The sequence below is a fragment of the Noviherbaspirillum sp. genome, from assembly GCF_035654295.1.
In the GTDB taxonomy this organism is placed as follows: domain Bacteria; phylum Pseudomonadota; class Gammaproteobacteria; order Burkholderiales; family Burkholderiaceae_D; genus Noviherbaspirillum.
Map to the genome: position 1 here is coordinate 1 of NZ_DASRXF010000036.1, position 22,423 is coordinate 22,423.

Genomic DNA, 22,423 nt, shown 5'->3' on the forward strand with positions numbered 1-22,423 from the left:
CTTGGCGGCATACATGGCTTGGTCCGCCTTGCGGATGAGCTCTTCGGAGCTCGGGCCGTCATCCGGGAAGACCGCCACGCCGATGCTGCCCGAGACGTAGGCCGACTCCTTGTTGAGCCGGAACGGGCGGCTCAGCGCATCGAGCAGTTTCTGGGCGAGGTGCTCGACGTGGTCGAGCTGGCCGAGCGTGGTGAGGATGACGGTGAATTCGTCGCCGCCCAGCCGTGCCACCGTATCCGAGGCGCGTACGCATTCGGCGATGCGCTGCGCTGCTTCCTGCAACAGGAGATCGCCTGCATCGTGGCCGAGGAGGTCATTGACCTGCTTGAAGCGGTCGAGGTCGATGAACATCAGTGCGATCTTGGTCCCGTTGCGCTGCGCGTTGACCACTTCGCGGTTGAGGCGGTCGCGGAACAGGCGGCGGTTGGGCAGGCCGGTGAGCGCATCGAAATTGGCATGCTGCCAGATGCGCTCGTCGGCTTCCTTGCGTTCGGAAATGTCGGTGATCATGCCGGTCATGCGCACCGGCTGCGCACGGGCGTCGCGCGCCACCACGATGCCGCGCGAGAGCAGCCATTTGTAGCTGCCGTCGCGGCAGCGCATCCGGTATTCGCAGGAAAAGGTGCGATTGCCGGTATCCCGCAGGCATTCCCTTGCAGCCTCTTCAAGCCGCTCCACGTCGTCGGGATGGACCAGCTTCATCCACACGTCAGTGTGGACCGGCATCTCGTCGGCGGCGTAGCCGATGATCTCGCTCATCTGTGCCGACACTTCGATCCGGCCGTCCTTCACGTACCAGTCCCAGACGCCGTCGCCCGTGCCGGCGACCGCCAGGCTGAGGCGCTCGTTGGTCACCCGCAGTTCCTGCTCGGCGCGGCCGCGCTCGACGGCTTCGCGCGTGCGTGCCGCGGTTTCCTCGATCAGGTGGATCGCGGCGGCCGGCCAGGAATGCGGTTCCTTGCACAGCACCGCGAACAGGCTGCGCAGGCGGCCATGCCGCAGCAGCGGAACGGCTACGCCCGCGCGGGCGTCGATTTTCTCGAACAGCGATGCGGGCACACCGGAGGTCTGGCTGTCGCTGGCGATGTCATTGATCACGACGGTAGTGCCGTTGCGCAGCGCGCGCGCCGTCTGCACACCGAAGTCCTGCAGCCGCCAGTAGCCCGCCAGCTTGCGCGCCGAGGCATGGTAGTCGGCGCGGATGATGAGGTGGATTTCGTCGTCCTCGAATTCGGCGAAGTAGACGTGATCGGCATCGAGCCGTTCTCCGAGCAGCCGGCACACGGTCCGTGGAATCTCCGCCGGATCGCCGATGTCGCGCAGGCAGGCTTCCAGCTTGAGCATGAACGTCTGCCGTTCGTCGTTTTGCCGGCGCTCCGTAATGTCCTCGATGACGGCCACGTTGTACTTCACCTCGCGCGCGGCGGCATCCAGGATGGACGTGGCATTGATCCTGGCCCACATCACGCTGCCGTCCTTGCGCAGGTAGCGCTTCTCGACGGTGAAGCTCGGAATCTTGCGGGCCATCGACTGCCTGAAAGCGTCCATGCCGACCTCCCGGTCGTCCGGGTGGGACAGGTCGGCGAACTTCTTGTCGTACAGCTCCTCGCGCGAGTAGCCGACCATCTCGCAGAACTTCCGGTTGACGAGGCGGTAGCGGCCATCCGGGCTGATATGGGTGATGCCGATGCCGGCCTGCTCGAAAGTGGCGTTGAACACTTCCGCATTTTCACGCAAGGCTTGTTCCGCGAGCCGGCGCTCGCTGGTGTCGTTGACCACGCCGATAATGCGGAAGCATCCGCCCTCAGGGCTGCAGAAGCCTTCGCCGATGCAGGAGATATAACGCAGGCTGCCGTCGGGAAGCCGGATCGTGTAGTCGACCTGCATGCGCGGGTTCTGATCGTCCATCCTGGCCAGGAGCTGTTCGAGTTGCTCCCTGTCCTCGGGAATCAGGCGCGCGATGTAGTCGGCGGCACGGTGGCCTTCGGTGGCGCCCAGTCCGAAAATTTCGCGGGTGCGCTCCGAGAAGATGACTTCATCGGTGCGCAGATCCCAGTCAAAAGTGCCGAGCTTGGCGATCTCGAGGGCGGTGCGGAAGCGCGCGCCGCTTTCGCGCAGGCGCGCCTGCGCCCTTGCGCGTTCGACCGCGTCCCAGGTCACTGCGGCGACTTCTTCCATGCAGGCAATTTCGTCCGGGGTCCAGCTCCGGTGCTCACCGCTGTGGGCGTAGAAGCCGCCCTGCCAACGCCCGTGACGCACGATGGGGACGCCGATGCAGGCGCGTACGCCCAGTGAAGGGAGCACGGAATCGGCGGTCAGCGGATCGCTCTTCACTTCGGTAATCGCGATCGTCCGCCCGGCGTTTGACGCCTCCGTCAGCCCCGTGCCCAGCGCACGTTCCGGCAGCGCGACATCGATGGGGGCGAGCGTGCCATCGTTCCAGGTGATGGTATGGCGCAGCAGGCCGTCTTCGGATATTTCCGCAAAACCCGCCCGGTTCACGGCGAGATGGCGGCCTACGGTTTCCGCCGCAGCATGCATGATCTCGTCCGGGTCCTTCAGGTCACGCAGGAGCCGGGTCATGTTGACCAGGGCGGTGTGGCGTTCGCTGGTGGCCTGGAGGATAGCGCGCCCGCGCATGGCGCTGGTGGTTTCGAACGTGACCACGATCACGCCGTCGATCCCGTCGTTGTCGCCCCAGATCGGGCTGAGGCTGTGGGTGAAGGAGGCTTCGTCCGGGAGCACCCCGCGTTCCAGCCGATAGCGGACGTCTTCGTCAAAGGTCGTCTTGCCTTTCAGCGCCTGCTCGAAAACCGGCCCGAGCTCATCCCAGATCTCATGCCAGCATTCCCGCACCGGCTTGCCCAGGCTTGCCGGATGTTTGGCCCGGTAGATGGGGATGAAGGCATCGTTATAGATCGAGAACAACTCCTTGCTCCAGTGCACTGCCATCGGGAAGCTGGAGTGGAGCGCCGTTCGCACCAGCGCCTGAAGGCTTGCCGGCCAGCCAGAGGGCGGGCCAAGCGGGTGGGTCGCCCAGTCGAGTGCCCGGAGCAGCCGCCCGCATTCCCCGCCGCCGTCAAGGCACGAGGAAGAGCGAACTGCGAAATCCCGGGCTGGAGGCCTTGCGTCCTGATGCACGGAAACTCGATGTGTAGTGGCGAAAGGAATTTGCCCGTGCATCAGCACAGGCAAAATGTTTAGACGAAGGTTTGCTGCGTTGGTGCCGCGAAGGGGAGGCGGCTTATCGCGAAGAAAGGGTGGGGCGGGCGGAGGGGTAAGCGGCGCTTGCCGCGATTGCGTCCCTGATGCCTTTGCGCAAGGCGTCGAAGGAAGCGTCCTTGCCGAACTTTTCAGCGAAGCGGGTGAGGTCGGTAAAGGCGGTAACCTTCAAAAGTTCGGCAGCCGCGCGGATACCTTGCACGATGGCCTGGGAGTAACGGCTTCCGGCGCCGAGGAGAATGAAGAAGGGAAGGGTTTCGAATTCCGGGGTTTGGCGCACGAAGCGCAGCAGGTCGAACACTTTGCCGTTGTCGAAATGCACGCCGCAGGTCACCATTTGCACGCTGCCGTCGAGCGCCCGGCAAGCTTCCTCGTAGGTGTGGCAGAACACGGCATTGAACTCGTCGCCGAGGATGATCTTGCTGAGCGCCATGTCTTCCGGCCGGATGGCGATCAAGAGCTTGGGGCGCAGGTCGGCGGAGGGTTGTGCAGCAGCCTTTTGTTCGGAATCGTAGGCGAGGTAAAGGCCCATCCGGGCTCCCCTTTTAATCTGGATCAAACGAGCGGGGCAGTGTAAGACAGAATCCTTAGGCGCCGCGCTCTAAACATAACCGGCGATCGACCCTGAAGTACGGCAAAATGTTCCCTTAATAAAACGAGAAAGCTACAGAAAATCATGTATTTATCGGTAGAAATTGATCTTCTGCATGAAACGCGGGGGAACTGGGCGGCACCTGTGTCGATCCTTCTGGAAGGACAGTTCACGGAAAGGATTGCCGGTGAGTACAGCACATAGGCCCCGGCTGCAGGTCTTTCTCGACCTCGATGGCGTGTTTGCGGATTTCGACGCACGCGTCAAGCGGCTGACGGGGAAGCATCCGAACCAGCTCGACCGCAATCGCTTGTGGAAGATGGTCAACTCGGACAAGCGCTTCTTCGCGGAGCTCGAGCTCATCGAAGGCTGCATGATTCTGTGGGAGGCGACACGGGACCTGGAACCGATCTTCCTGACCGGCGCGCCGAGCAACAAGGTGTTCCAGGAGCAGAAACGCGAATGGGTCGCCCGCATCTTCGGGCCGGAATTCGTGGTGCATGTGGTGCCGAGGAAACTGAAGGCCGATTACAGCGGCCCGCACAAGGTGCTGATCGACGATACGCCGGACAACATCGAGGCGTGGATCGCCCGCGGCGGCTACGGCATCCTGCACGAGGGCGACCATGCGTCCACGGTGCGCGCTCTGCACGAACTGCTGGCGCTGTACAGGGAGGAATCGGAGAAATAGGCGCTGCGGGGCCAAGATCCCCGCCGCATTGAACTGGCGCAAGACGCGGCGTGCAAGCGACTCCTATAAATAGGATTTTTTCAGGCCGCAGAAAGGACATGCAATGGATACCGCCCCGGATTTCGAACTGATCAAGGATGCCTACGCCATCATCGACGGCATTCCGGAGACCGCGATCGACCTCGACGAGCTCGTCAGCGTTCGCGGCGAGACCCTGGAGCACGGGACGATGTGCTCGCCCGCCGGGTGGCTGGCGCAGCATCCGAAGTTCATGGCGCTCGGCTTGTCGCTGTCGGACGACGATACCCGTCTGCAGCTGGCGGGGGAGCCGCCGGTGGACGAATCGCCGGCCGACATCCTGGCCAGGGTGTTCAACCTTGCGCCCGGTGATGCACGCCACCTGTTCGCCGACAGGAACACCTATACCCTGGGCGATGACTCCGGGCTGAGCGACAAGCGCCTGTGGCAGCGCGAGGTGCGCGATTTCCTGAAGCAGCACGGCCAGCTCGACCGGGCGTTCGAAGAGCGGCTGGAAACACGGGGACCGTTCGCCGAGCCGTCGGTGCCTTCGGACATCCGGGCGATCTGAGCGCTGCCCGCTTCCGGTGTGCAGCCGACGGCAGGGCTGCGCACCGGCCATTCCTTTCCTTCGGGCACATTCGGCACCGTTGTGTCCGCCATCCGCGGAAAAAATTCCGCTACTTCCCTGATCCGCATCGTCTCCACGGCGAAACCGCTTGAACTTGCCCATCGCCGCGAGGACAAAGTAGCAAGACGGACAGCTTCCGCATCGCACGGCTTTGCTGTCCGAAACAGGGGAATACATCATGGCCTTCCTGCACATATTCTTCATGCTCATGACGCTCGATCTTGCCTGGCAGGCGTGGAAGGTCGGCATGCGGCAACTGGCCAAGCTGCTTGCAGTGTGCGCGGTCCTGGGCTTCGGCGGTGCGGTCTTTACCGATTCGCCGATCCTGCTGATCCCGCTGCTCGGCGTGCTGATCCTGGGCGGCACGGCCAATTACCAGATGCGGAAATACCGCGTCGGCCGCTACAAGAACCTCCGCTGAATTTCGCCAGGCATGAAAAGGGCACCTATCTACAGCCGCACTGCGCGAAAGCAACGCAGCCGCGGCGAACCGCTCTCGGCGCCCGAGAGCCGGCCGCAGGCTGCGCCGTCCCCGGCGCCAACTGCACCGCGCCCGAAACGTTTCGTGCGCAGCCGCGCCTTTCTCACGCGCCACGAACGCCTGCTGCTGATGACCGTGCCGGTCCTGCTCTGCGTGCTGCTGTTCCTGGCGTATTCCTCGCTTGCACCCATTGAACGCCGCTTTACCCAGCGCGACATCGATGCCGCCGTGCTGCATACCCTCGAGAACAATATGCTCCCTTCGCAGGAAGCGAAGGCCTACGCCCGCATCCGCCCCTCCGTGGTGCGCGTGGTGCAGGAAGGCGAGCAGGGCGGCGCGCAAAAGGGGCTGCGCGGGGTCGGGACCGGCGTGGTGATCATCGACAAGGGCGTCATCCTGACCAACCTGCACGTGATCGGCACCGACGACAAGACGCGGATCAAGGTGCATTTCGCCAACGGACATGAATCGGATGCGATCGTGCTGCGGCGGCAGCCCGAGAACGACCTGGCGGTGATCCAGGCGGTCAGCATCCCGGATGACCTGGTGCCGGCGACGCTGCGTTCCACGCAGGGGCTTGCGGTGGGCGACAAGGTCGTTGCCGTCGGCTATCCCTTCAACATCGGGCCGTCGGCCTCGGCGGGCATTGTGTCCGGCCTCAAGCGCACCTATGTATCGCCGCGGGACAATGAAATCCTGCGCAACCTGATCCAGTTCGATGCCGCGGCCAACCCGGGCAATTCGGGCGGACCGTTGATCACCATGAGCGGCGAGGTGGTCGGCATTGTCACGGCCATCCTCAGCCCGCACGAGCAGGGAAGCTTCGTGGGCATCGGATTCGCAGTCCCGATTGAAATCGCCGCCGCCGCCGCCGGCGACTCCCCCTTCTGAACAGGATAAACATGGATACTTTCGACAGCAGCAGGTCCGACGTCTCGCTCCAGATGGAGCGAGTCCTTTATGAAGTCAAGCGGGTAGTGGTGGGGCAGGATCACTTCCTGGAGCGCGTGCTGGTGGCCATCCTTGCCGGCGGGCACCTGCTGGTCGAAGGTGTGCCGGGGCTGGCCAAGACCTTGACCGTCAAGACGCTGGCGAGGACGATCCAGGGCAGTTTCCACCGCATCCAGTTCACGCCCGACCTGGTGCCTGCCGACCTGATCGGCACCCGCATCTACAACCAGAAGACGGGCGAGTTTTCCACCTCGCTCGGCCCGGTGTTTTCCAACCTGTTGCTGGCCGACGAAATCAACCGCGCGCCGGCCAAGGTGCAGAGCGCGTTGCTGGAAGTCATGCAGGAATGCCAGGTCACGATCGCCGGCACCACGCATCGCGTGCCGGAACCCTTCCTCGTCATGGCCACGCAGAACCCGATCGAGACGGAGGGCACCTATCCGCTGCCGGAGGCGCAGGTCGACCGTTTCATGATGAAGGTGCTGGTCGGCTATCCGACCGAAGAAGAAGAGTTTGTGATCGTCAATCGCGTCACCGGCGAGGACCAGGAAGTGGCATCGGTGACGACCACGGACGAACTTGCCGTGCTGCAGCGGCAATGCCGGAACTGCTATGTCGATCCGTCCCTGGTGCGCTATGCCGTCCACCTCGTGGCGGCCACGCGCGATCCGGACCGCTGCAATGTGCCCCACCTGAAACATTACATTTCCTGCGGCGCCAGTCCGCGCGCTTCCATCCATCTCGTGGAAGGCGCGCGCGCCCTGGCATTGCTGCGCGGACGCACCCACGTCCGGCCGGAAGACATCGTCGACCTCGTTCCCGATGTGCTGCGGCACCGGCTGTCGCTCTCCTATGAAGCGCTGGCTGACAACATAGCGGCGGACCAGATCATCCACCGCATCCTGAAACATCTCCCGCCGCCTGAAAGAGTGCTCGAAAATCATGTCAAAGTTGACGCAAACGCCTGAAGCCATCCTCAACCGCCTCGAGCTCACCGTCCTGCGCCGGCTCGACGGTTTGCTGCACGGCGATTACCGCACGCTGTTCCGCGGCCTCGGCGTTGACCTCGCCGACCTGCGCGAGTACCAGTTTCAGGACGATGTGCGCCACATCGACTGGAACGTGACGGCACGCCTGCAGACGCCCTATGTGAAGGAGTATTACGAGGAACGCGAGCTGACTGCCTGGTTCCTGCTCGACCTGAGCCCCTCCGAGGACTTCGGTTCGCAGACGGTGAGCAAGCGGACGCAGGCGATGGAACTGACGACCATCCTGGCCAGCATGCTGAGCCGGCACGGGAACCGTTTCGGTGCGCTGTTCTACGGCACGAGTGTCGATACCGTGCTCACCGCCAAGAGCGGCAGGAAACAGGTGCTGCAGCTGCTGCACCGCATGGCGAAGCGGCCCCGCGCTGCGCCCTCGAACGCATCCACGCGCCTGACCGAACTGCTGCAGACCGCCGCGCACGTAATGCATCGGCGCTCGCTGGTGTTCGTGGTATCGGATTTCATTACCCAGCCGGGCTGGGAAAAGCCGATGGCGATGCTGGCGCAGCGGCACGACGTGATCGCCATCCGGCTGTACGATCCGCTGGAAATGGAATTACCCGACCTCGGCCTGCTGACCATGCAAGACCCGGAGACGTCGGAGCAATTGCTGGTCGACACCCACGACCGCGGCTTCCGCAGCCGTTTCGCCGCCGCGGTGAGCAAACGCGAGGATGAACTCCACGATGCCTTCGCCTATGCTGGTGTAGACGTGCTGGAAATCTCTACCGAGGACGATATCGTGGATGCGTTGTTCCGCTTCTCCGATCTGCGGCGCAACAGCGCACGGCTGGCCGCGGGCGCGGTGGCAAGCAGGGGGGCATGATGACCTTCCTCTGGCCGCACCTGCTGTGGTTGTTGCTGATCCTGCCGATGCTGGTGCTGGCGTACTGGCTCATGCTGCGTCGGCGCAAGAAGGTCGCGGTCCAGTACGCGGGGCTGGCGACGGTGCGCGAAGCGATGCGCGGCTCGCAGTTCCGGCGCCACGTTCCGCCGCTGCTCTTCCTGCTCGCCATTGCGTTGATGCTGCTGGCGGCGGCACGTCCGGCCGCGGTGCTGACGCTGCCTTCGGAGCACAAGACCATGATTCTTGCGGTGGATGTTTCCGGCAGCATGCGGGCCACCGATGTCGCGCCCAGCCGCTTCGCCGCGGCGCTGACGGCGGTTCGCACCTTCGTCGAGCAGCAGCCGCGGAATACGCGCGTGGGCATCGTTTCCTTTGCCGGCGCCGCCAGCCTCGTGCAACCGCCCACGTCCAACCGCGATGACCTGCTCGATGCGCTGAGCCGCATGCAGCTGCAACGGGGCACGGCGGTCGGCAGCGGCATCCTGGTGTCGCTCAAGGCCATCTTCCCCGACGTCAAGTTCAACCTGAACACCTCCGACCCGCGTGATGTCGAGCCGCGCGGAGGTTACGGTGCGCGTGCCCTTGGCAGCGAAAGCGACAAGACCGGCAAGGCTCAGGAGGCGGAAGAGTTCAAGCCGGTTCCGCCCGGCTCCTACGGCTCGGCGGCGATCATCCTGCTCACCGATGGCCAGACGACGACCGGGCCCGATCCCGTGGAAGCCTCGCGCATGGCGGCCGAGCGGGGCGTGCGGGTGTTCACCATCGGCATCGGGACGGCAGCCGGGGAAGTGCTCACCGGCGACGGCTGGGCCATGCATGTCCGGCTGGACGAGGCGCCGCTCAAGGAAATTGCGTCCCTCACCAAAGGGCAGTACTTCTATGCCGGCACCGCAAACGACCTCGCCAAGGTCTACAAGACGCTCAGCTCGCGCCTGACGCTGGAGAAGCGGGAGAGTGAGGTGTCCGCCTTGTTCGCCGCCGCCGCCGCCGCGCTCGCGCTGCTCTCCGCGCTGCTGTCGATGCTCTGGTTCAACCGCATCGTATAGCCAGCCAGGGGTGCGGCATCAGCCCGCGCCCTGCATGCCATCCACCAGCCGTGTAAAGAATCCGCGCCGTGCCCGCCCTGGCTGCGCGCGTTCCACCACGCCTGCCCATTGCTCGGAGAGCTGGTGGCAGGTTGCGCGCAGTACCGGCGGCAGGTCGGGGATCGCGGCCAACGCCCGCAGGTGGCGCTCGATGATCGCTCCGAGCTTCAGACAAGCGCCGGATTCCGCGCTCGACGCGGCGTAGTGCGACATGAGATGAAGCACCGCCGAGACCAGCAGTTCCGGGCTGGTCGTGGCGACGGGTTCCTCGATCGGGGAAGGGGTTGCATCGCGAGGCATGGGCACTCCTTTCGTTTCCAAAGTCGGGCTGGCGGCGCATGATCACGCTCGGCTGGCTGCGTTTAAATGAGAATCATTCTCGTTTGATTGTTGCCGAAAATGCCGGCGGATGCAAGTGGAATCCGCATGCGGCCGCCATTTGCGCGGGCGGTGAAACATTTCGTTACCACTATGTCGACGGAACTCATCGCGCGTTTTAGCTTCTTACTAAGCCCTTGCGATTTCTGCATCGCTTCTGAGAAGTCGAGCTACAGAGGCGCGCGACGCGTGCGGCGCGGTGCGCTCGTCGACTTTTCGCATAACCAAAGGAGAACTGATAATGGCAACTGAATCGAGAGACAACAGTGGCATGATGACCGGTTTGTTCAACGATCGCGACAGCGCGGAGCGTGCGTATCAGAGCCTGACGGCGCGTGGCTACACCAAGGACGACATCAACGTTGTCATGTCGGATGACGCCAGGAAGAAGCATTTCGGTGCAGGAACGGCCGAGACCGAACTGGGCAACAAGGCAGCCGAAGGTGCCGGTATCGGCGGCGCGGTGGGCGGCACTCTGGGTGCGGTCCTCGCGGCGGCGACGGCCACAGGCACCAGCCTCGCATTGCCCGGCCTGGGACTGGTGATCGCCGGTCCGCTGGCGGCTGCGGCCGCGGGCGCGGGTGCCGGTGCCGCGACCGGCGGCCTGCTCGGCGCGCTCGTCGGCTGGGGTATTCCGGAGGAACGCGTCAAGCATTATGAGAGCGGCCTGAAGCAGGGCGGCATCCTGATGGGCGTGCGCCCGCGTTCCGACCAGGACGCCGGCTGGATGGAGCAGGAATGGCGCAAGCATAACGGCCAGCATATCTACCGTCCGGGCGGCACCACCGGAATGACCTCGGCTTCGGACACCGGCGGCGCGCATAGCGTGGTCGGCGTGTACGACGAATATTCCGATGCGCAGGCGGCGGTCCAGGCACTGGTGGCGGATGGATTCCAGCGCAGCAATATCCAGCTGAGCAACGAGGATGATGCCGCCACCACCGGCAGCACCACGACGGCATCCACGCAGAAGGATAGCGGCGGCGGCATCGGCGGCTTCTTCCGCTCGCTGTTCGGCTCCGAGCAGAATCCGTATCACGACACCTATGCGGAATCCGCACGCCGCGGCAGCTACGTGCTTACCGTGCAGGCACGCGACGACGACGAGGCCGACCGTGCCACCGACATCATGAACCGCTTCGATCCGGTGGACGTCGACGAACGCGCCAGCTACTGGAAGCAGCAGGGATGGTCGGGCTACGACGCCAGCGCGCCGCGCTACACAGACGACGAGATCCGCAAGGAACGCAGCGCCTGGCAATCCACACGCGGCACCAGCGCAGGTACTGGTACTGGCACTGGCACTGGCACTACAACGACAGACCAGACCCGCATCCCGGTCGTGGAAGAGGAATTGAAGGTCGGCAAGCGTGAAGTCCAGCGCGGCGGCGTGCGCGTGTTCCGCCGCATGACCGAGAAGCCGGTCCACGAGCAGGTGCAACTGCGCGAAGAGCGCGTGCGCGTCGAGCGACATGCGGTCGACAAGCCGGCCACGGAAGCCGATATGGCGGCGTTCAAGGAAGGCTCGGTGGAGCTGCGCGAAACGGCGGAAGAGGCAGTGGTCTCGAAGTCGGCGCGCGTGGTCGAGGAAGTGGTGGTCGGCAAGGAAGTCACCCAGCGCACCCAGGATGTCAATGACACGGTGCGCCGCACCGAGGTGGAGGTCGAGCAGCTTGGCGCCTCGGGCACGATGGCGGGCACGACGACGGGCACGACGGCGGACGACACCGATTTCCGCCGGCACTGGCAATCGACCTACGGCACCAGCGGCGGCAGGTATGAGGACTACGATGCCGCCTACCGCTATGGCTCCACCATGGCGGGCAACGAGCGCTACAAGAACTACCAGTGGAACGACGTCGAGCCGCAACTGCGCACCGACTGGGAGTCCAGCCATCCCGGCAGTACCTGGGATAAGGTGAAGGACGCGGTGCGTTACGGCGCGGAACGCGTCACCGGGCGCCGCCACTGAGGCAGGCAGCACAGGCCGCATGCGCAAGGCATGCGGCCTTTTTTCATTGGAAGGAGCCTAACCGTGAATAACAAGTTCAGCATCATCGCCGCGTCGCTCTCCCTGGTCCTGGCCGCAAGCGCCCATGCCCAGCAATCCTCTGGGGCATCCGGATCATCATCGCAGCAGTCCGGACAGCAATCGCAAAAGGAAAATATCGAACAGCAGCACAAGTCGGCGATGGAGAAATGCAATGGCATGAAGGAGAATGCCAAGGATATCTGCAAGGCCGAGGCCGATGGCCAGAAGGAAGTGGCCGAAGCCCAGGCCAAGGTAGCCGAACGCAACACGCCGAAGAACCAGCTGGAGCTGGAAGAGGCCAAGGCAGAGGCGCAGTACAAGGTCGCCAAGGAAAAATGCGACGACCAGGTCGGCGATGCCAAGAATGCCTGCCAGAAGGAAGCCAAGGCTTCGCGCGACATGGCCGTAGCCCAGGCAAAGAAGAAGTCGCAGACGCAGGGCGCGTCCGGCGGCGGCAGCTCGAGCGGTTCGTCGGCATCGGGACAATCCCAGCCTTCGTCAGCCAGCAGCGGCGCATCGTCTTCCGGTCAGCAGCAGATGAGCGGAGCCTCGCAGTCCCAACCGCCGATGTCGGGTAGCAGTGGCAGCAGCAGCGGAGCCTCGGGTTCGCAGCCGTCGTCCGCGGCGTCGGGTGGCTCGTCGCAGCAGCCGCAACAAATGCAGCAACCGCAGCAACCGCAGCAACCCGGTCAGCCGCGCTGACCGCGCATCATCAGTTGCCGCCGAGGTCGGCGGCCCGCTGCAGCAGCAGTTCGCGTTCCCGCGCATTGCGCGTCATGCTTGCCGCGCGTTCGAACTCCATGCGCGCTTCCTGGTGTCGTCCGAGCTTGGCGAGCAGGTCGCCGCGCACGCTCGGCAGCCATTGGTAATCGCGCAGCGCACGCTCGCCGCGCAGCGCATCCACGATCTCCAGTCCCGCCGCGGGACCGTAGGCCATGCCGACTGCCACCGCGCGGTTCAGCTCCACCACGGGCGAAGGCATGGCGCGGGCCAGCGCGCCATAGTGTTCGGCGATGCGCACCCAGTCCGTATCAGCGGCGGTGGGCGCACGCGCATGGCAGGCGGCGATTTCGGCCTGCAACAGGTAGGGGCCGGGTTCCTCCGTGGCCGCCAGCCCGCGCGCGAGGGCGGCCAGGCCGCGCCGGATCAGCAGGTGGTCCCAGCGGCTGCGGTCCTGGTTGGCCAGCAGCACGGGCCGTCCCGCTGCATCCACGCGCGCCTTGGCGCGCGAGGCCTGCAGTTCCATCAGCGCGGCCAGCCCATGCGCCTCCGGCTCCGCCGGCGCCAGCTCGGCCAGCATGCGCCCCAGGCGCAAGGCTTCGTCGATGAGGGCGGGACGCATCCAGTCGTCGCCCGCGGTGGCGGTATAGCCTTCATTGAATACCAGGTAGACCACCTCCAGCACCGAGGCGAGGCGCTCGGCCAGCGCTTCGCCGCGCGGCACTTCGAAGGGCACGCGGGCGTCGCGCAGGGTGCGCTTGGCGCGCACGATCCGTTGGGCGATGGTCGGCTCGGGAACGAGGAAGGCGCGCGCGATTTCCTCGGTGGTGAGGCCGCCCAGCAGCTTGAGCGTCAGCGCCACCCGGGCCTCGGTCGAGAGCACGGGGTGGCAGGCGGTAAAGATCAGGCGCAGCAGGTCGTCGCCGATGTCGTCCGACCGTGCGGCATCCAGTTCATCCACGAAGTCCGGCACGATCAGGGCCTCCAGTGCGTCGAGGTCATGGCCCAGTTGCTCGAGCTTGCTGTCGGCCAGTTTCTGGCGCCGCAGGCGGTCGAGCGCGCGGTTTTTCGCGGTCGCCATCAGCCAGGCGCCCGGATTGTCGGGGACGCCGTCGTGCGGCCAATGCTCGAGCGCGGCAACCAGCGCATCCTGGGCAAGTTCTTCCGCCAGTCCGATATCCCGCACCAGGCGCGCGACGCCGGCCACGATCTTCGCGGACTCGATGCGCCATACGGCGTCGATCGCCTTGTGGGTGGGGGAGGGCATCAGGCTTGCGCGGGCGGGTTGTCGACCATGTGGACCAGTTCCCAGATATGGCCGTCCGGGTCCTCGAAGCCGTGCTGGTACATGAAGCCGTGGTCTTGCGGTTCGCGCGGCGCCTGCCCGCCGGCGGCCACCGCCTTGGCGACCAGGCTGTCGACTTCCGCCCGGCTCTCGCAGGACAGGCAGACCAGCACTTCGGTCGCCTTGTGCGCGTCGGCCACGGGTTTGCGGGTGAAGCTCTGGAAGAAGGGTTCGGTGAGCAGCATCACATAGATGTCGCCGGACACGATCATGCAAGCGGCGTTGGCATCGGTGAACTGCGGGTTGAAACTGAAGCCGAGCGCGCCGAAGAAGGTTTTGGCGCGTTCCAGGTCCTTGACCGGGAGGTTGACGAAGATCTGCTTGTTCATGTTTTCCCTTTCAGCGTTGCTGTTCACCGCCGATGCACATCTCGCGGAATTTTTCGATTGCGTCGCTCGGTCCGAGATCATCCAGTTCGTACAACTGCCGGACTTCGATCTCGGCCTCGACAGCTTCGCCGTGCGGCGCCGGGAAGCGGCGCGCCCACTCCAGCGCTTCCTCGCGCGAACGGACCTGGATCAGCGTATACCCGGCGATCAGTTCCTTGCTTTCAGTGAAGGGGCCGTCGATGACCTGGCGTTTGCCGCCCGCGTAACGGATACGCCAGCCGCGGGACGTGGGCTGCAGTCCGTTCGCATCCAGCAGGACGCCCGCCCTGGCGAGCTGCTCGTGATATGCCGCCATCTCGGCGAACAGGCTTTCGGGCGGCATGATGCCCGCCTCCGAGTCCGCCGTCGCCTTGACGATGATCATGAATCGCATGTCCGTTTCTCCTTTGCAGTGGAGCCTTTCCCTGGTGCGACATGCACGCGTTGCCGGGCTCCTGTCTCCACGACGAACGCGATGCGGCGGAATCGACAGATGCCGGAAATTTTTTAGCTGACGTAACAGGGCGCGAGGCTGCGCACTTCCACCGTGCACCATTCGGCCGCAGGACAGCGCTCGGCGATGGCGACCGCTTCTTCGCGCGTGGCGCAATCGACGAGGAAGAAGCCGCCGATCATTTCCTTGGCTTCGGCAAAGGGGCCGTCGAGCACGGTGGCTTTCCCGTTGCGAACCGTGACGCGCGCGGCAGTGGACTGGGAGGCGAGGGATTCCACGCCCATCAGCAAGCCTTTGTCCTTGAGTTCATCGGCGAAGCGGAGCATGCGGTCATAGACGGCACGTCCTTCCGCCTCGGTGCGTTCCTGCCTTTGTCCGGCGGGCTCAACGATCAGCAGCATGTAGGGCATGGTGTTTTCAAATGGACAAGAAAGCCTGATTGTAACCACGCTTCCGATGCCATGAGCAAGCGCTCAATGCAGGGTGTGGTAGGCCTTGCGGATCAGGGTGAGGGTCACCGGCAGCCCCTCGTGGCATTCCAGGTCGGCCGGCTGGTTCACGCGTGGCACGTAGCCCCAGCGCGACGACTTGAGCATGCGCACGTACTTGCGGTCGAGATCCCCGGCCTGCTCGAGGGTCTTGAGCGCTTCCTTTTCGATCTCGTGCACGAGCCGCCACGTGAGCGTCCTCCCTGCGGTGCGGTGACGCTCGACGATGGCATCCACGGCCAGCGCAAGCCGGGCCTCGGCGGCGTGAAGTTTGTGTCCTTCGAAGAATTTCATGGCAATCACCTGCGATGTTACTGTATGCGTGTACAGTATAAATCAGATCGCGGGGCGGGATTATGAGGGCGAGCAAAAAGTCCCGCGACGAAAGGAAATACCTTGCCTGAAAGAATAGGTTCCTTGCATAACTTGTTGTTATTCAACAAGTTTTTCCTTGCCAAGAAGCAAGGAAAACGACGGCGGGATGCACAAATGGAAACGCCCCATCCGTGATCCGGGTCCGCCATGTGGCTGACGACCTGATCCGCACGATAGGGCGCTAGGCCTGCCGCCATGCATATCGGTTGCATGTGCAGCAGATGAAGAAATCATATCTCAGGTGTTGCTCGAGATGGATGATTCAGATCAATGTTTTTGTTACCTTTTTTAATTCCGCCGTGCCTCGGAGAGCGCGATGGTCAGTTGCTGGATGCGGGACTTCATTGTCGCGTTCTCGGCCCTGAGTTGCGCGATCTGCCGGTTCGCCTCGTCGAGATCGGTCACCGGCTCATGCGGTTCCGCTTCCGGCTTCGGCCTTGCCGGTGCCTTCGCTTCCCGCACCTGCCGCGCTGCCTGCTGCAATTCCTTCTTGCCGCCGCTGACGGCTGCAACCTGGCGCTCCGGCGGGAGCGAGGCTACCGCGGCAGCCGCGTTGAGGGAAATCGTGCCCGCGCGGACCGCCTCCACCAGTTCAGGCGCGGCCGTCTTCTGGATCTTTTCGATGCGGCTGATCGCATTGCTGCTGATGCCCGCCACCTTGGCAATCTCTTCCCGCGTCGCGAGCGGCGGTCGTTCGGCCGCCGGCTTGGGCGCGTCTTCAGGCCCGGCCTTGGCCTCCGGTTCCGCCGCCTGTTTTTCCTTCTGCCGGGCCGCAAGAATCGCTTTCTTGCGCAGCGCGAGCATGCCGCGCTGGAAATCGCTCACGCTGCGGCGGGCGAGGTGGTTGTCGATCATCCACAGCATCACGTCCTCGATGCTGGCAAACCGGTCGTTCTGGACGGTCTTGAATGGAATGTCGTGCTTCTTGCAGATCGCGTAGCGGTTATGGCCGTCGATCAGCACATCCCCCCACAGCACGAGGGCGTCGCGGCAGCCCTCGGTGAGGATGCTGCTTTCCAGCGCGGCGTATTCATGGGCGGTAAGCGGGTCCACGCAGGGCCGCAGTTCGTCGCTGATCCTGATATTCATGCTCTTGGGATTCGGGGCGGTGTTCGAGGGCAGGTATTCTAAGTGATATGTGCCAAGCGGCACCAGCAGCAAAAATTCTTGCTGCTGAATGAAAGACGGTATATTCTTTCTATAGAAAGGAGTGTGCCATGATCATCGTTCAGGGTAACAACCAGCCTGATGCCGCTGCCACGCTGACCAAAGCCGTCGTGCGCGCTGCCGAGCTGACCGGCATCAGCCAGCAATCGCTGGCGCGCATCCTTGGCGTCAGCGCGTCGACGGTATCACGCATGTGTTCCGGTCAGTACCAGCTCGCCCGTGAACGCGGCAAGGAATGGGAGCTGGCCGTGCTCTTCGTGCGCATGTACCGTTCCCTGGATGCGATCTTCGGCCACGCCGACACGGCGCGGCAATGGCTCAATGGCGATAACCTGGGTCTGTCCGGCAAGCCGGTCGAGCTGATCCAGTCCACCGAAGGGCTGGTCCGCGTCCTCCATTACCTGGATGCCCACCGTGGCCGCATTTGAGGCGCACGAAGCTGCGCTCGACCTGTGGCGGGCAGTGGAGGGGCAGCACCGGGTATCGACCATGGTGCTGGTCGATACGCTGGACGAGCAGGCGCTGCTGGAGCATATCCTTGACGAGTCCAAGCCGCCCGTCGGCCCCGCATCGCGCGCACTTCATTACCTGCTGTTCACGCCTTTCCGCTATCCGCCGCTGCCCTCTGGATCGCGCTTTCGCGGCCCCGCCGATCCTGGCGTGTTCTACGGCGCCGGCGAAATTCGCACTGCATGCGCCGAACTTGGCTATTGGCGCTGGCGGCTGCTCAATGACAGCCCGGCGCTGCCATCCATTCCGCCCGTCCCGCAAACCCTGTTCCGCACGGCCGTCGCCGGCAAGACCATCGACCTGCGGGAGCCGCCGCTGTCCCGGCGAGAACGCGAATGGACCGACCCGGACAACTATGCCGCCTGCCAGCAGCTTGCGCGCGAAGCGCGCGAGGATGGCATCCGCATCATCCGATACCGTTCGGTGCGCGACCCCGCACCGGGCGCATGCGCCGCCGTGCTCAGCCACACCGCCTTCGTCCATACCAGGCCCGAGGAAAGCCAGACATGGTCGCTGGCCGTCTTCCGCGAGCGCGTGTTCTGGCGCCGCGACTCCATCTTCGAGGAAGAAAGCTTCGACTTCGAGGCGGCCGCCTGGTCGCGGCCCGCACGCTAGCCGCCGCCGTCCGCACTTTTCCAGTGCGGATGCCTCCGCCACACGCCCGTCCGCAATGCACGGCATCCCAACTTTGATGCATCGCCACCCGTTTTGCCCCGCAAAAAGCGCCTGAATTGCTTGGCACGCCGATTGCAAAAGCAGCGGCGCAAAGGCAATGGTGCCTTGCGTGGAGAGTCCGCCGAAGGACATCTCAGGAAGGAAAATGCATGAAGATCCTGGTAATCGGCCACGGCATGGTGGGACACAAATTTCTCGAAAGCCTGGATGAGGCCGGCCTGCGGGATGCGGAAGTCACGATCCTGTGCGAAGAGCCGCGCCCGGCGTATGACCGTGTCCACCTCTCGGAATTCTTTTCAGGTAAAAGCGCGGATGACCTCTCGCTCGTACCGCCCGGCTTCTTCGATCGCGACAACATGCTGCTCAGGCTGAACAGCCGCGCCGTGTCCATCGACCGCGACAAGAAGACGGTCACTACCGGCAGCGGCGAGGTCCTCGGCTACGACAAGCTGGTGCTGGCCACCGGCTCCTATCCCTTCGTGCCGGCGGTGCCCGGCAAGGACCGCAAGGATTGTTTCGTCTACCGCACCATCGAAGACCTCGAAGCCATGCTTGAATGCGGCAGCCGTGCCAAGAGCGGGGTCGTGATCGGCGGCGGCCTGCTCGGCCTCGAATGCGCGAAGGCCTTGCGCGACATGGATCTGCAAACGCATGTGGTCGAATTCGCGCCGCGCCTGATGGCGGTGCAGGTGGACGACGGCGGCGGACGCGTGCTGCGCCGGAAGATCGAGGAACTCGGCGTCACCGTGCACACGCAGAAGAACACCGTGGAAATCGTCGATGGCGAGCAGGCGCGTCACCGCCTCGTGTTCGCGGACGGTTCCCATCTCGAGACAGACATGCTCGTCTTCTCCGCCGGCATCCGGCCGCGCGACGAACTGGCGCGCCGGTGCGGCCTCGCGCTCGGGCCGCGCGGCGGCGTCGCCATCGGCGCCAACTGCCTGAGCGCCGATCCGGACATCTATGCGATCGGCGAATGCGCCGCATGGAACGGCCAGGTCTTCGGCCTCGTCGCGCCCGGTTACGACATGGCGCGCACCGCGGCGAAACATATCGCCGGTGAGGCCGTAGAGTTCACCGGCGCCGACATGAGCACCAAGCTCAAGCTGATGGGCGTGGACGTGGCCAGCATCGGCGATGCCCTCGGCAATACCGCCGGCAGCCGCGCTTACCAGTTCACCGACGAGCGCAAGCAGGTCTACAAAAAGATTGTCGTTTCCGAATGCGGCAAGCAACTGCTCGGGGCGGTGCTGGTCGGTGACGCCGCCGAATACGGCAGCCTGCTGCAGATGATGCTCAACCGGATCGCATTGCCGGAAGCGCCGGAATTCCTGATCCTGCCGCAGAGCGACGGCAAGGCCCGGCCCGGCATCGGCGTGGAAGCGCTGCCCGCGTCCGCGCAGATCTGCTCCTGCAACAACGTCTCCAAGGGCCAGCTTTGCGACGCGGTCGCCGGCGGCGCCACGAATATCGTCGAACTCAAGTCCTGCACCAAGGCAGGGACGGCCTGCGGCGGCTGCGTGCCCCTGGTGACGCAAGTGATGAAGGCCGAGATGAAGAAGCAGGGCATGGCCGTCAACAACCACCTCTGCGAGCACTTCGCCTATTCGCGGCAGGAATTGTTCCATCTGGTCCGCGTCGGCAAGATCCGCACCTTCGAGGCGTTGCTGGAAACGCACGGCAAGGGCCTGGGATGCGACATCTGCAAGCCGGTCGCGGCCAGCATCTTCGCCTCCTGCTGGAACGATTTCGTGCTGAACAAGGACCATGCGAGCCTGCAGGATTCGAACGACTACTTCCTCGGCAATATCCAGAAGGACGGCACCTATTCCGTCGTGCCGCGCATGCCCGGCGGCGAAGTCACGCCCGACGGCCTGATGGCGGTGGCGCAGGTGGCCAAGAAATACGGCCTCTACACCAAGATCACCGGCGGCCAGCGGGTGGACCTGTTCGGCGCGCGCGTGGAGCAGTTGCCGGCGATCTGGGAAGAGCTGATCGCGGCGGGCTTCGAGTCGGGCCATGCCTACGGCAAGTCGTTGCGCACCGTGAAGTCCTGCGTGGGCTCGACCTGGTGCCGCTACGGCGTCGATGACAGCGTCGGCCTGGCGATCGAACTGGAGAACCGCTACAAGGGCTTGCGCGCCCCGCACAAGATCAAGTTCGGCGTTTCCGGCTGCACCCGGGAATGCGCCGAAGCGCAAGGCAAGGACGTCGGCGTGATCGCGACCGAGAAAGGCTGGAACCTGTACGTCTGCGGCAACGGCGGGATGAAGCCGCGCCATGCCGAGCTGCTGGCTTCGGACCTGTCGAAGCAGGAACTGGTGCGCTACATCGACCGCTTCCTGATGTTCTACATCCGCACCGCCGACCGCCTGCAGCGCACAAGCGTGTGGCGCGACAACCTGGAAGGCGGGCTGGATTACCTGAAGGACGTGATCATCGGCGACAAGCTCGGCATCGCCGCCGAGCTGGAAGCCGACATGCAGCACGTGGTCGATACCTACCAGTGCGAATGGAAGAACGCCGTCACCGATCCCGAAACACGCAAGCGCTTCCGCCAGTTCGTCAACAGCGACCAGCCGGACCAGAACGTCGTCTTCGTCGAGGAGCGCGGACAGATCCGTCCGGCCAACCCCGACGAGCGCGGGACCGTCATTCCCATTATTGCCAAGGCAGCCTGAACCATGAACCACGACAACAAAGCCATCACCTGGAGCGCGGTGTGCTCCGTCGACGATCTCGTTCCCAATACCGGCGTATGCGCGCTGGTGCAGGACCGGCATGTTGCTGTCTTCCATGTCAAAGACGGCACCGACCGGCTGTTTGCCATCGATAACTTCGATCCCAACGCCCAGGCCAGCGTGCTGTCGCGCGGCCTGGTCGGCAATCTCGGCGAGCGCATCGTCGTCGCCTCGCCGATCTACAAGCACCATTTCGACCTGAAGAACGGCGAATGCCTCGAAGCGCCCGAGAAGTCGGTTGCGGCTTACCCGGTGCGCGTGGAAAAGCGGACGGTCTGGGTCGGGGTCTAAGGCCCCGATCTGCGCAACTACTTGAGATACTGCAAGGGGAAGTAGAGCAGGGCCGCCATGCCCAGCGCGCCGAGACAGGTCACGACCGCCACGATGAATCGCGACAGGCGGTCGGCTTTCGTTTCCTTCGGACGGTTTTCCATTTCAGCCTCCATTGCGCCAGTTTATGTCAAGGCGCCCGGTTCGTGGCCGGCGGCCCTGTGCCGCCGAAGTCACGGAATGACCGCATCACTCCTGCAAGCACCGTTGCATCTGCTAAAGTACCGGGCTGATTTCCTTGCGGCATGCTGTGCCGGAAGCGCTTCTGGTGACATTTAGACAAAAGAATGCAAATGGCGGTTACGGGTTGGTTCGGTTGGTCTGTGCTGTGGCTCTTGCCCTTGTTGTGGCGGCTGGCGCGGTCGTTCCTGTTGCGGCGCGCGCCTGTGCAGGGACAGGGCTCGATCCGTCTCTGGCTCGGCACGGTGCTCGTGCTGTGCGCCAGCAGCGCGCTGGAAGCGTTCATCCGGGCGGAAGCAGCACCCGCTGTCGGCCGCTTCGTCGGCAGCTTCTTTTCCGATGCATTCGGCATGGCGTTCGGCGTCGTCCTGCTTCTGGCGACGGTGCTCATGAGCTTGCCCTGGCTGTTCGGGCGGCGCGCCTTCGATCTTGTCCGCTGGGTGCTGCGCTCCGGCGAGCGGGGGCAAGCCAGTGCGAAGGCCGCCGTGCGCCATGCGCCGGCGCCCGTCCGGCCAGGACCGCGCACAGGTGGCACGCCGGCCGCCGACGCCTGGAAATTGCCCGCCACCTTCTTCGGCAAGGATGCAGTCAGGAAGCCGGCTGAAAAAAGCCTGCCGCGCAACGAACCGGCCGCACCGGCGGCCCGTCCCAGCGAGGAATGGGCGCCGTTCGAGCAGATTCGCCCGACCTCCGCGATGCTGGCACGTGCCAAAGCCGCCGAGGAAGCGAATGCGCGCAAGCTCCAGCGCGAACCGGTGCGCATCGTTGTAACGCCGCCGCGTGCGGCTCCAGCTGCGAGGCCCTTGCCGCGTCAACCGCTGCCAGCGCCCAAGCCCGAAGAAAAAAGTGTCGTTGCTCCCCTTCATGAAGCCGCGCCGCCCGCGCCCGTGGTCGAGGAGCCGCCCCGGCAGGAAGAACAGCAGCTCGTGCAGGCGGTCGCCCAGCTCGCGGCTGTCGTTGAGCGGGTGGAGCAGGATGAGAGGGTAGAGCCGGTGTGGAACACCTGGCAGCCGCCTGCGCCGTCCCCCGCGCCGATGGCGGAAACTCCGCCGCCGCCCCGCATCCCGGCGGGAGAACCCTTTGCGTTCCAGCCGCC

General features: G+C 64.4%; 24 protein-coding genes and 1 pseudogene. 15 read left to right on the forward strand and 10 right to left on the reverse strand.

Translation table 11 applies throughout. From position 1 onward, the window contains the following. Positions 1-2,982, reverse strand: a 2,982-nt coding sequence (locus VFF99_RS04175) for a sensor domain-containing diguanylate cyclase (protein ID WP_325015262.1), incomplete at its 3' end; no start/stop codon positions are given. Positions 2,983-3,244: 262 nt separating this feature from the next. Next, positions 3,245-3,754 carry a hypothetical protein gene (locus VFF99_RS04180; RefSeq protein ID WP_325015263.1) on the reverse strand — a complete coding sequence of 170 codons (510 nt, stop codon included), beginning with the start codon at positions 3,752-3,754 and terminating at the stop codon, positions 3,245-3,247. Between the two features lie 247 nt (positions 3,755-4,001). On the opposite strand from VFF99_RS04180, the gene VFF99_RS04185 reads away from it, so the two are divergent. The 7 genes from VFF99_RS04185 (at position 4,002) to VFF99_RS04215 (ending at position 9,525) form a co-directional block, all read left to right on the forward strand. Continuing rightward, the gene (locus tag VFF99_RS04185; protein WP_325015264.1) at positions 4,002-4,505 is read left to right on the forward strand and encodes a hypothetical protein; all 504 of its coding nucleotides are present in this window, start codon (positions 4,002-4,004) and stop codon (positions 4,503-4,505) included. A gap of 103 nt (positions 4,506-4,608) precedes the next feature. Beyond that, positions 4,609-5,094, forward strand: coding sequence for a hypothetical protein (locus VFF99_RS04190; protein WP_325015265.1), 486 nt, complete (start codon positions 4,609-4,611; stop codon positions 5,092-5,094). A 238-nt stretch (positions 5,095-5,332) separates the two neighbouring features. Further along, complete coding sequence (locus VFF99_RS04195) at positions 5,333-5,575, forward strand: hypothetical protein (RefSeq protein ID WP_325015266.1); 243 nt, start codon at positions 5,333-5,335, stop codon at positions 5,573-5,575. 12 nt (positions 5,576-5,587) lie between these two features. Further along, entirely contained in the window at positions 5,588-6,526 is a 939-nt protein-coding gene (locus VFF99_RS04200; RefSeq protein ID WP_325015267.1) for a S1C family serine protease, read from the forward strand. Positions 6,527-6,537: 11 nt separating this feature from the next. Then, on the forward strand, positions 6,538-7,554 hold the full coding sequence (locus VFF99_RS04205; RefSeq protein ID WP_325015268.1) for a MoxR family ATPase: 1,017 nt from the start codon (positions 6,538-6,540) through the stop codon (positions 7,552-7,554). Next, positions 7,529-8,458 carry a DUF58 domain-containing protein gene (locus VFF99_RS04210; RefSeq protein WP_325015269.1) on the forward strand — a complete coding sequence of 310 codons (930 nt, stop codon included), beginning with the start codon at positions 7,529-7,531 and terminating at the stop codon, positions 8,456-8,458. Before VFF99_RS04205 ends, VFF99_RS04210 begins: the two co-directional genes overlap by 26 nt. Beyond that, the gene (locus VFF99_RS04215) at positions 8,458-9,525 is read left to right on the forward strand and encodes a vWA domain-containing protein (protein WP_325015290.1); all 1,068 of its coding nucleotides are present in this window, start codon (positions 8,458-8,460) and stop codon (positions 9,523-9,525) included. Before VFF99_RS04210 ends, VFF99_RS04215 begins: the two co-directional genes overlap by 1 nt. A gap of 18 nt (positions 9,526-9,543) precedes the next feature. On the opposite strand, the gene VFF99_RS04220 is transcribed toward VFF99_RS04215, so the two are convergent. Continuing rightward, a complete protein-coding gene (locus tag VFF99_RS04220) occupies positions 9,544-9,864 on the reverse strand; it encodes a hypothetical protein (RefSeq protein ID WP_325015270.1) in 321 nt (106 codons plus the stop codon). Between the two features lie 38 nt (positions 9,865-9,902). Here VFF99_RS04220 and VFF99_RS04225 point away from each other — a divergent pair, with 38 nt between their 5' ends. The 3 genes from VFF99_RS04225 to VFF99_RS04235 all read left to right on the forward strand — a co-directional run bounded on the left by VFF99_RS04225 (position 9,903) and on the right by VFF99_RS04235 (position 12,676). Further along, entirely contained in the window at positions 9,903-10,064 is a 162-nt protein-coding gene (locus tag VFF99_RS04225) for a hypothetical protein (RefSeq protein WP_325015271.1), read from the forward strand. 119 nt (positions 10,065-10,183) lie between these two features. After that, positions 10,184-11,914, forward strand: coding sequence for a YsnF/AvaK domain-containing protein (locus tag VFF99_RS04230; protein ID WP_325015272.1), 1,731 nt, complete (start codon positions 10,184-10,186; stop codon positions 11,912-11,914). A gap of 63 nt (positions 11,915-11,977) precedes the next feature. After that, entirely contained in the window at positions 11,978-12,676 is a 699-nt protein-coding gene (locus tag VFF99_RS04235) for a hypothetical protein (RefSeq protein ID WP_325015273.1), read from the forward strand. A 10-nt stretch (positions 12,677-12,686) separates the two neighbouring features. Here the strand turns inward: VFF99_RS04235 and VFF99_RS04240 are convergent, their stop codons facing one another. The 6 genes from VFF99_RS04240 to VFF99_RS04265 all read right to left on the reverse strand — a co-directional run bounded on the left by VFF99_RS04240 (position 12,687) and on the right by VFF99_RS04265 (position 16,813). Then, positions 12,687-13,961 carry an RNA polymerase sigma factor gene (locus tag VFF99_RS04240; protein WP_325015274.1) on the reverse strand — a complete coding sequence of 425 codons (1,275 nt, stop codon included), beginning with the start codon at positions 13,959-13,961 and terminating at the stop codon, positions 12,687-12,689. Continuing rightward, positions 13,961-14,368, reverse strand: a complete 408-nt coding sequence (locus tag VFF99_RS04245; protein WP_325015276.1) for a VOC family protein — start codon at positions 14,366-14,368, stop codon at positions 13,961-13,963. The genes VFF99_RS04240 and VFF99_RS04245 overlap by 1 nt, the downstream gene beginning before the upstream one ends. Positions 14,369-14,378: 10 nt before the next feature. Next, positions 14,379-14,801, reverse strand: a complete 423-nt coding sequence (locus VFF99_RS04250; RefSeq protein WP_325015278.1) for a YciI family protein — start codon at positions 14,799-14,801, stop codon at positions 14,379-14,381. A 113-nt stretch (positions 14,802-14,914) separates the two neighbouring features. Beyond that, positions 14,915-15,271, reverse strand: coding sequence for a YciI family protein (locus VFF99_RS04255; protein WP_325015280.1), 357 nt, complete (start codon positions 15,269-15,271; stop codon positions 14,915-14,917). 63 nt (positions 15,272-15,334) lie between these two features. After that, on the reverse strand, positions 15,335-15,643 hold the full coding sequence (locus VFF99_RS04260; RefSeq protein WP_325015282.1) for a DUF2471 family protein: 309 nt from the start codon (positions 15,641-15,643) through the stop codon (positions 15,335-15,337). A 369-nt stretch (positions 15,644-16,012) separates the two neighbouring features. Next, on the reverse strand, positions 16,013-16,813 hold the full coding sequence (locus VFF99_RS04265) for a hypothetical protein (protein WP_325015284.1): 801 nt from the start codon (positions 16,811-16,813) through the stop codon (positions 16,013-16,015). 128 nt (positions 16,814-16,941) lie between these two features. Between VFF99_RS04265 and VFF99_RS04270 the strand changes: the two genes are divergently transcribed. The 4 genes from VFF99_RS04270 (at position 16,942) to nirD (ending at position 21,108) form a co-directional block, all read left to right on the forward strand. Beyond that, positions 16,942-17,319 (forward strand): XRE family transcriptional regulator, encoded by a 378-nt coding sequence (locus tag VFF99_RS04270; protein WP_325015285.1) that lies wholly within the window; start codon positions 16,942-16,944, stop codon positions 17,317-17,319. Further along, the gene (locus tag VFF99_RS04275; RefSeq protein ID WP_414691499.1) at positions 17,297-18,016 is read left to right on the forward strand and encodes an RES family NAD+ phosphorylase; all 720 of its coding nucleotides are present in this window, start codon (positions 17,297-17,299) and stop codon (positions 18,014-18,016) included. The genes VFF99_RS04270 and VFF99_RS04275 overlap by 23 nt, the downstream gene beginning before the upstream one ends. A 209-nt stretch (positions 18,017-18,225) precedes the next feature. Continuing rightward, positions 18,226-20,757 (forward strand): nitrite reductase large subunit NirB, encoded by a 2,532-nt coding sequence (gene nirB / locus VFF99_RS04280; RefSeq protein ID WP_325015286.1) that lies wholly within the window; start codon positions 18,226-18,228, stop codon positions 20,755-20,757. 3 nt (positions 20,758-20,760) lie between these two features. Beyond that, entirely contained in the window at positions 20,761-21,108 is a 348-nt protein-coding gene (nirD, locus tag VFF99_RS04285) for a nitrite reductase small subunit NirD (protein WP_325015287.1), read from the forward strand. A 17-nt stretch (positions 21,109-21,125) separates the two neighbouring features. Here the strand turns inward: nirD and VFF99_RS04290 are convergent, their stop codons facing one another. Then, positions 21,126-21,251 carry a hypothetical protein gene (locus VFF99_RS04290; RefSeq protein ID WP_325015288.1) on the reverse strand — a complete coding sequence of 42 codons (126 nt, stop codon included), beginning with the start codon at positions 21,249-21,251 and terminating at the stop codon, positions 21,126-21,128. A 189-nt stretch (positions 21,252-21,440) separates the two neighbouring features. On the opposite strand from VFF99_RS04290, the pseudogene VFF99_RS04295 reads away from it, so the two are divergent. Next, positions 21,441-22,423, forward strand: a pseudogene (locus tag VFF99_RS04295) (hypothetical protein); the annotation flags it as partial.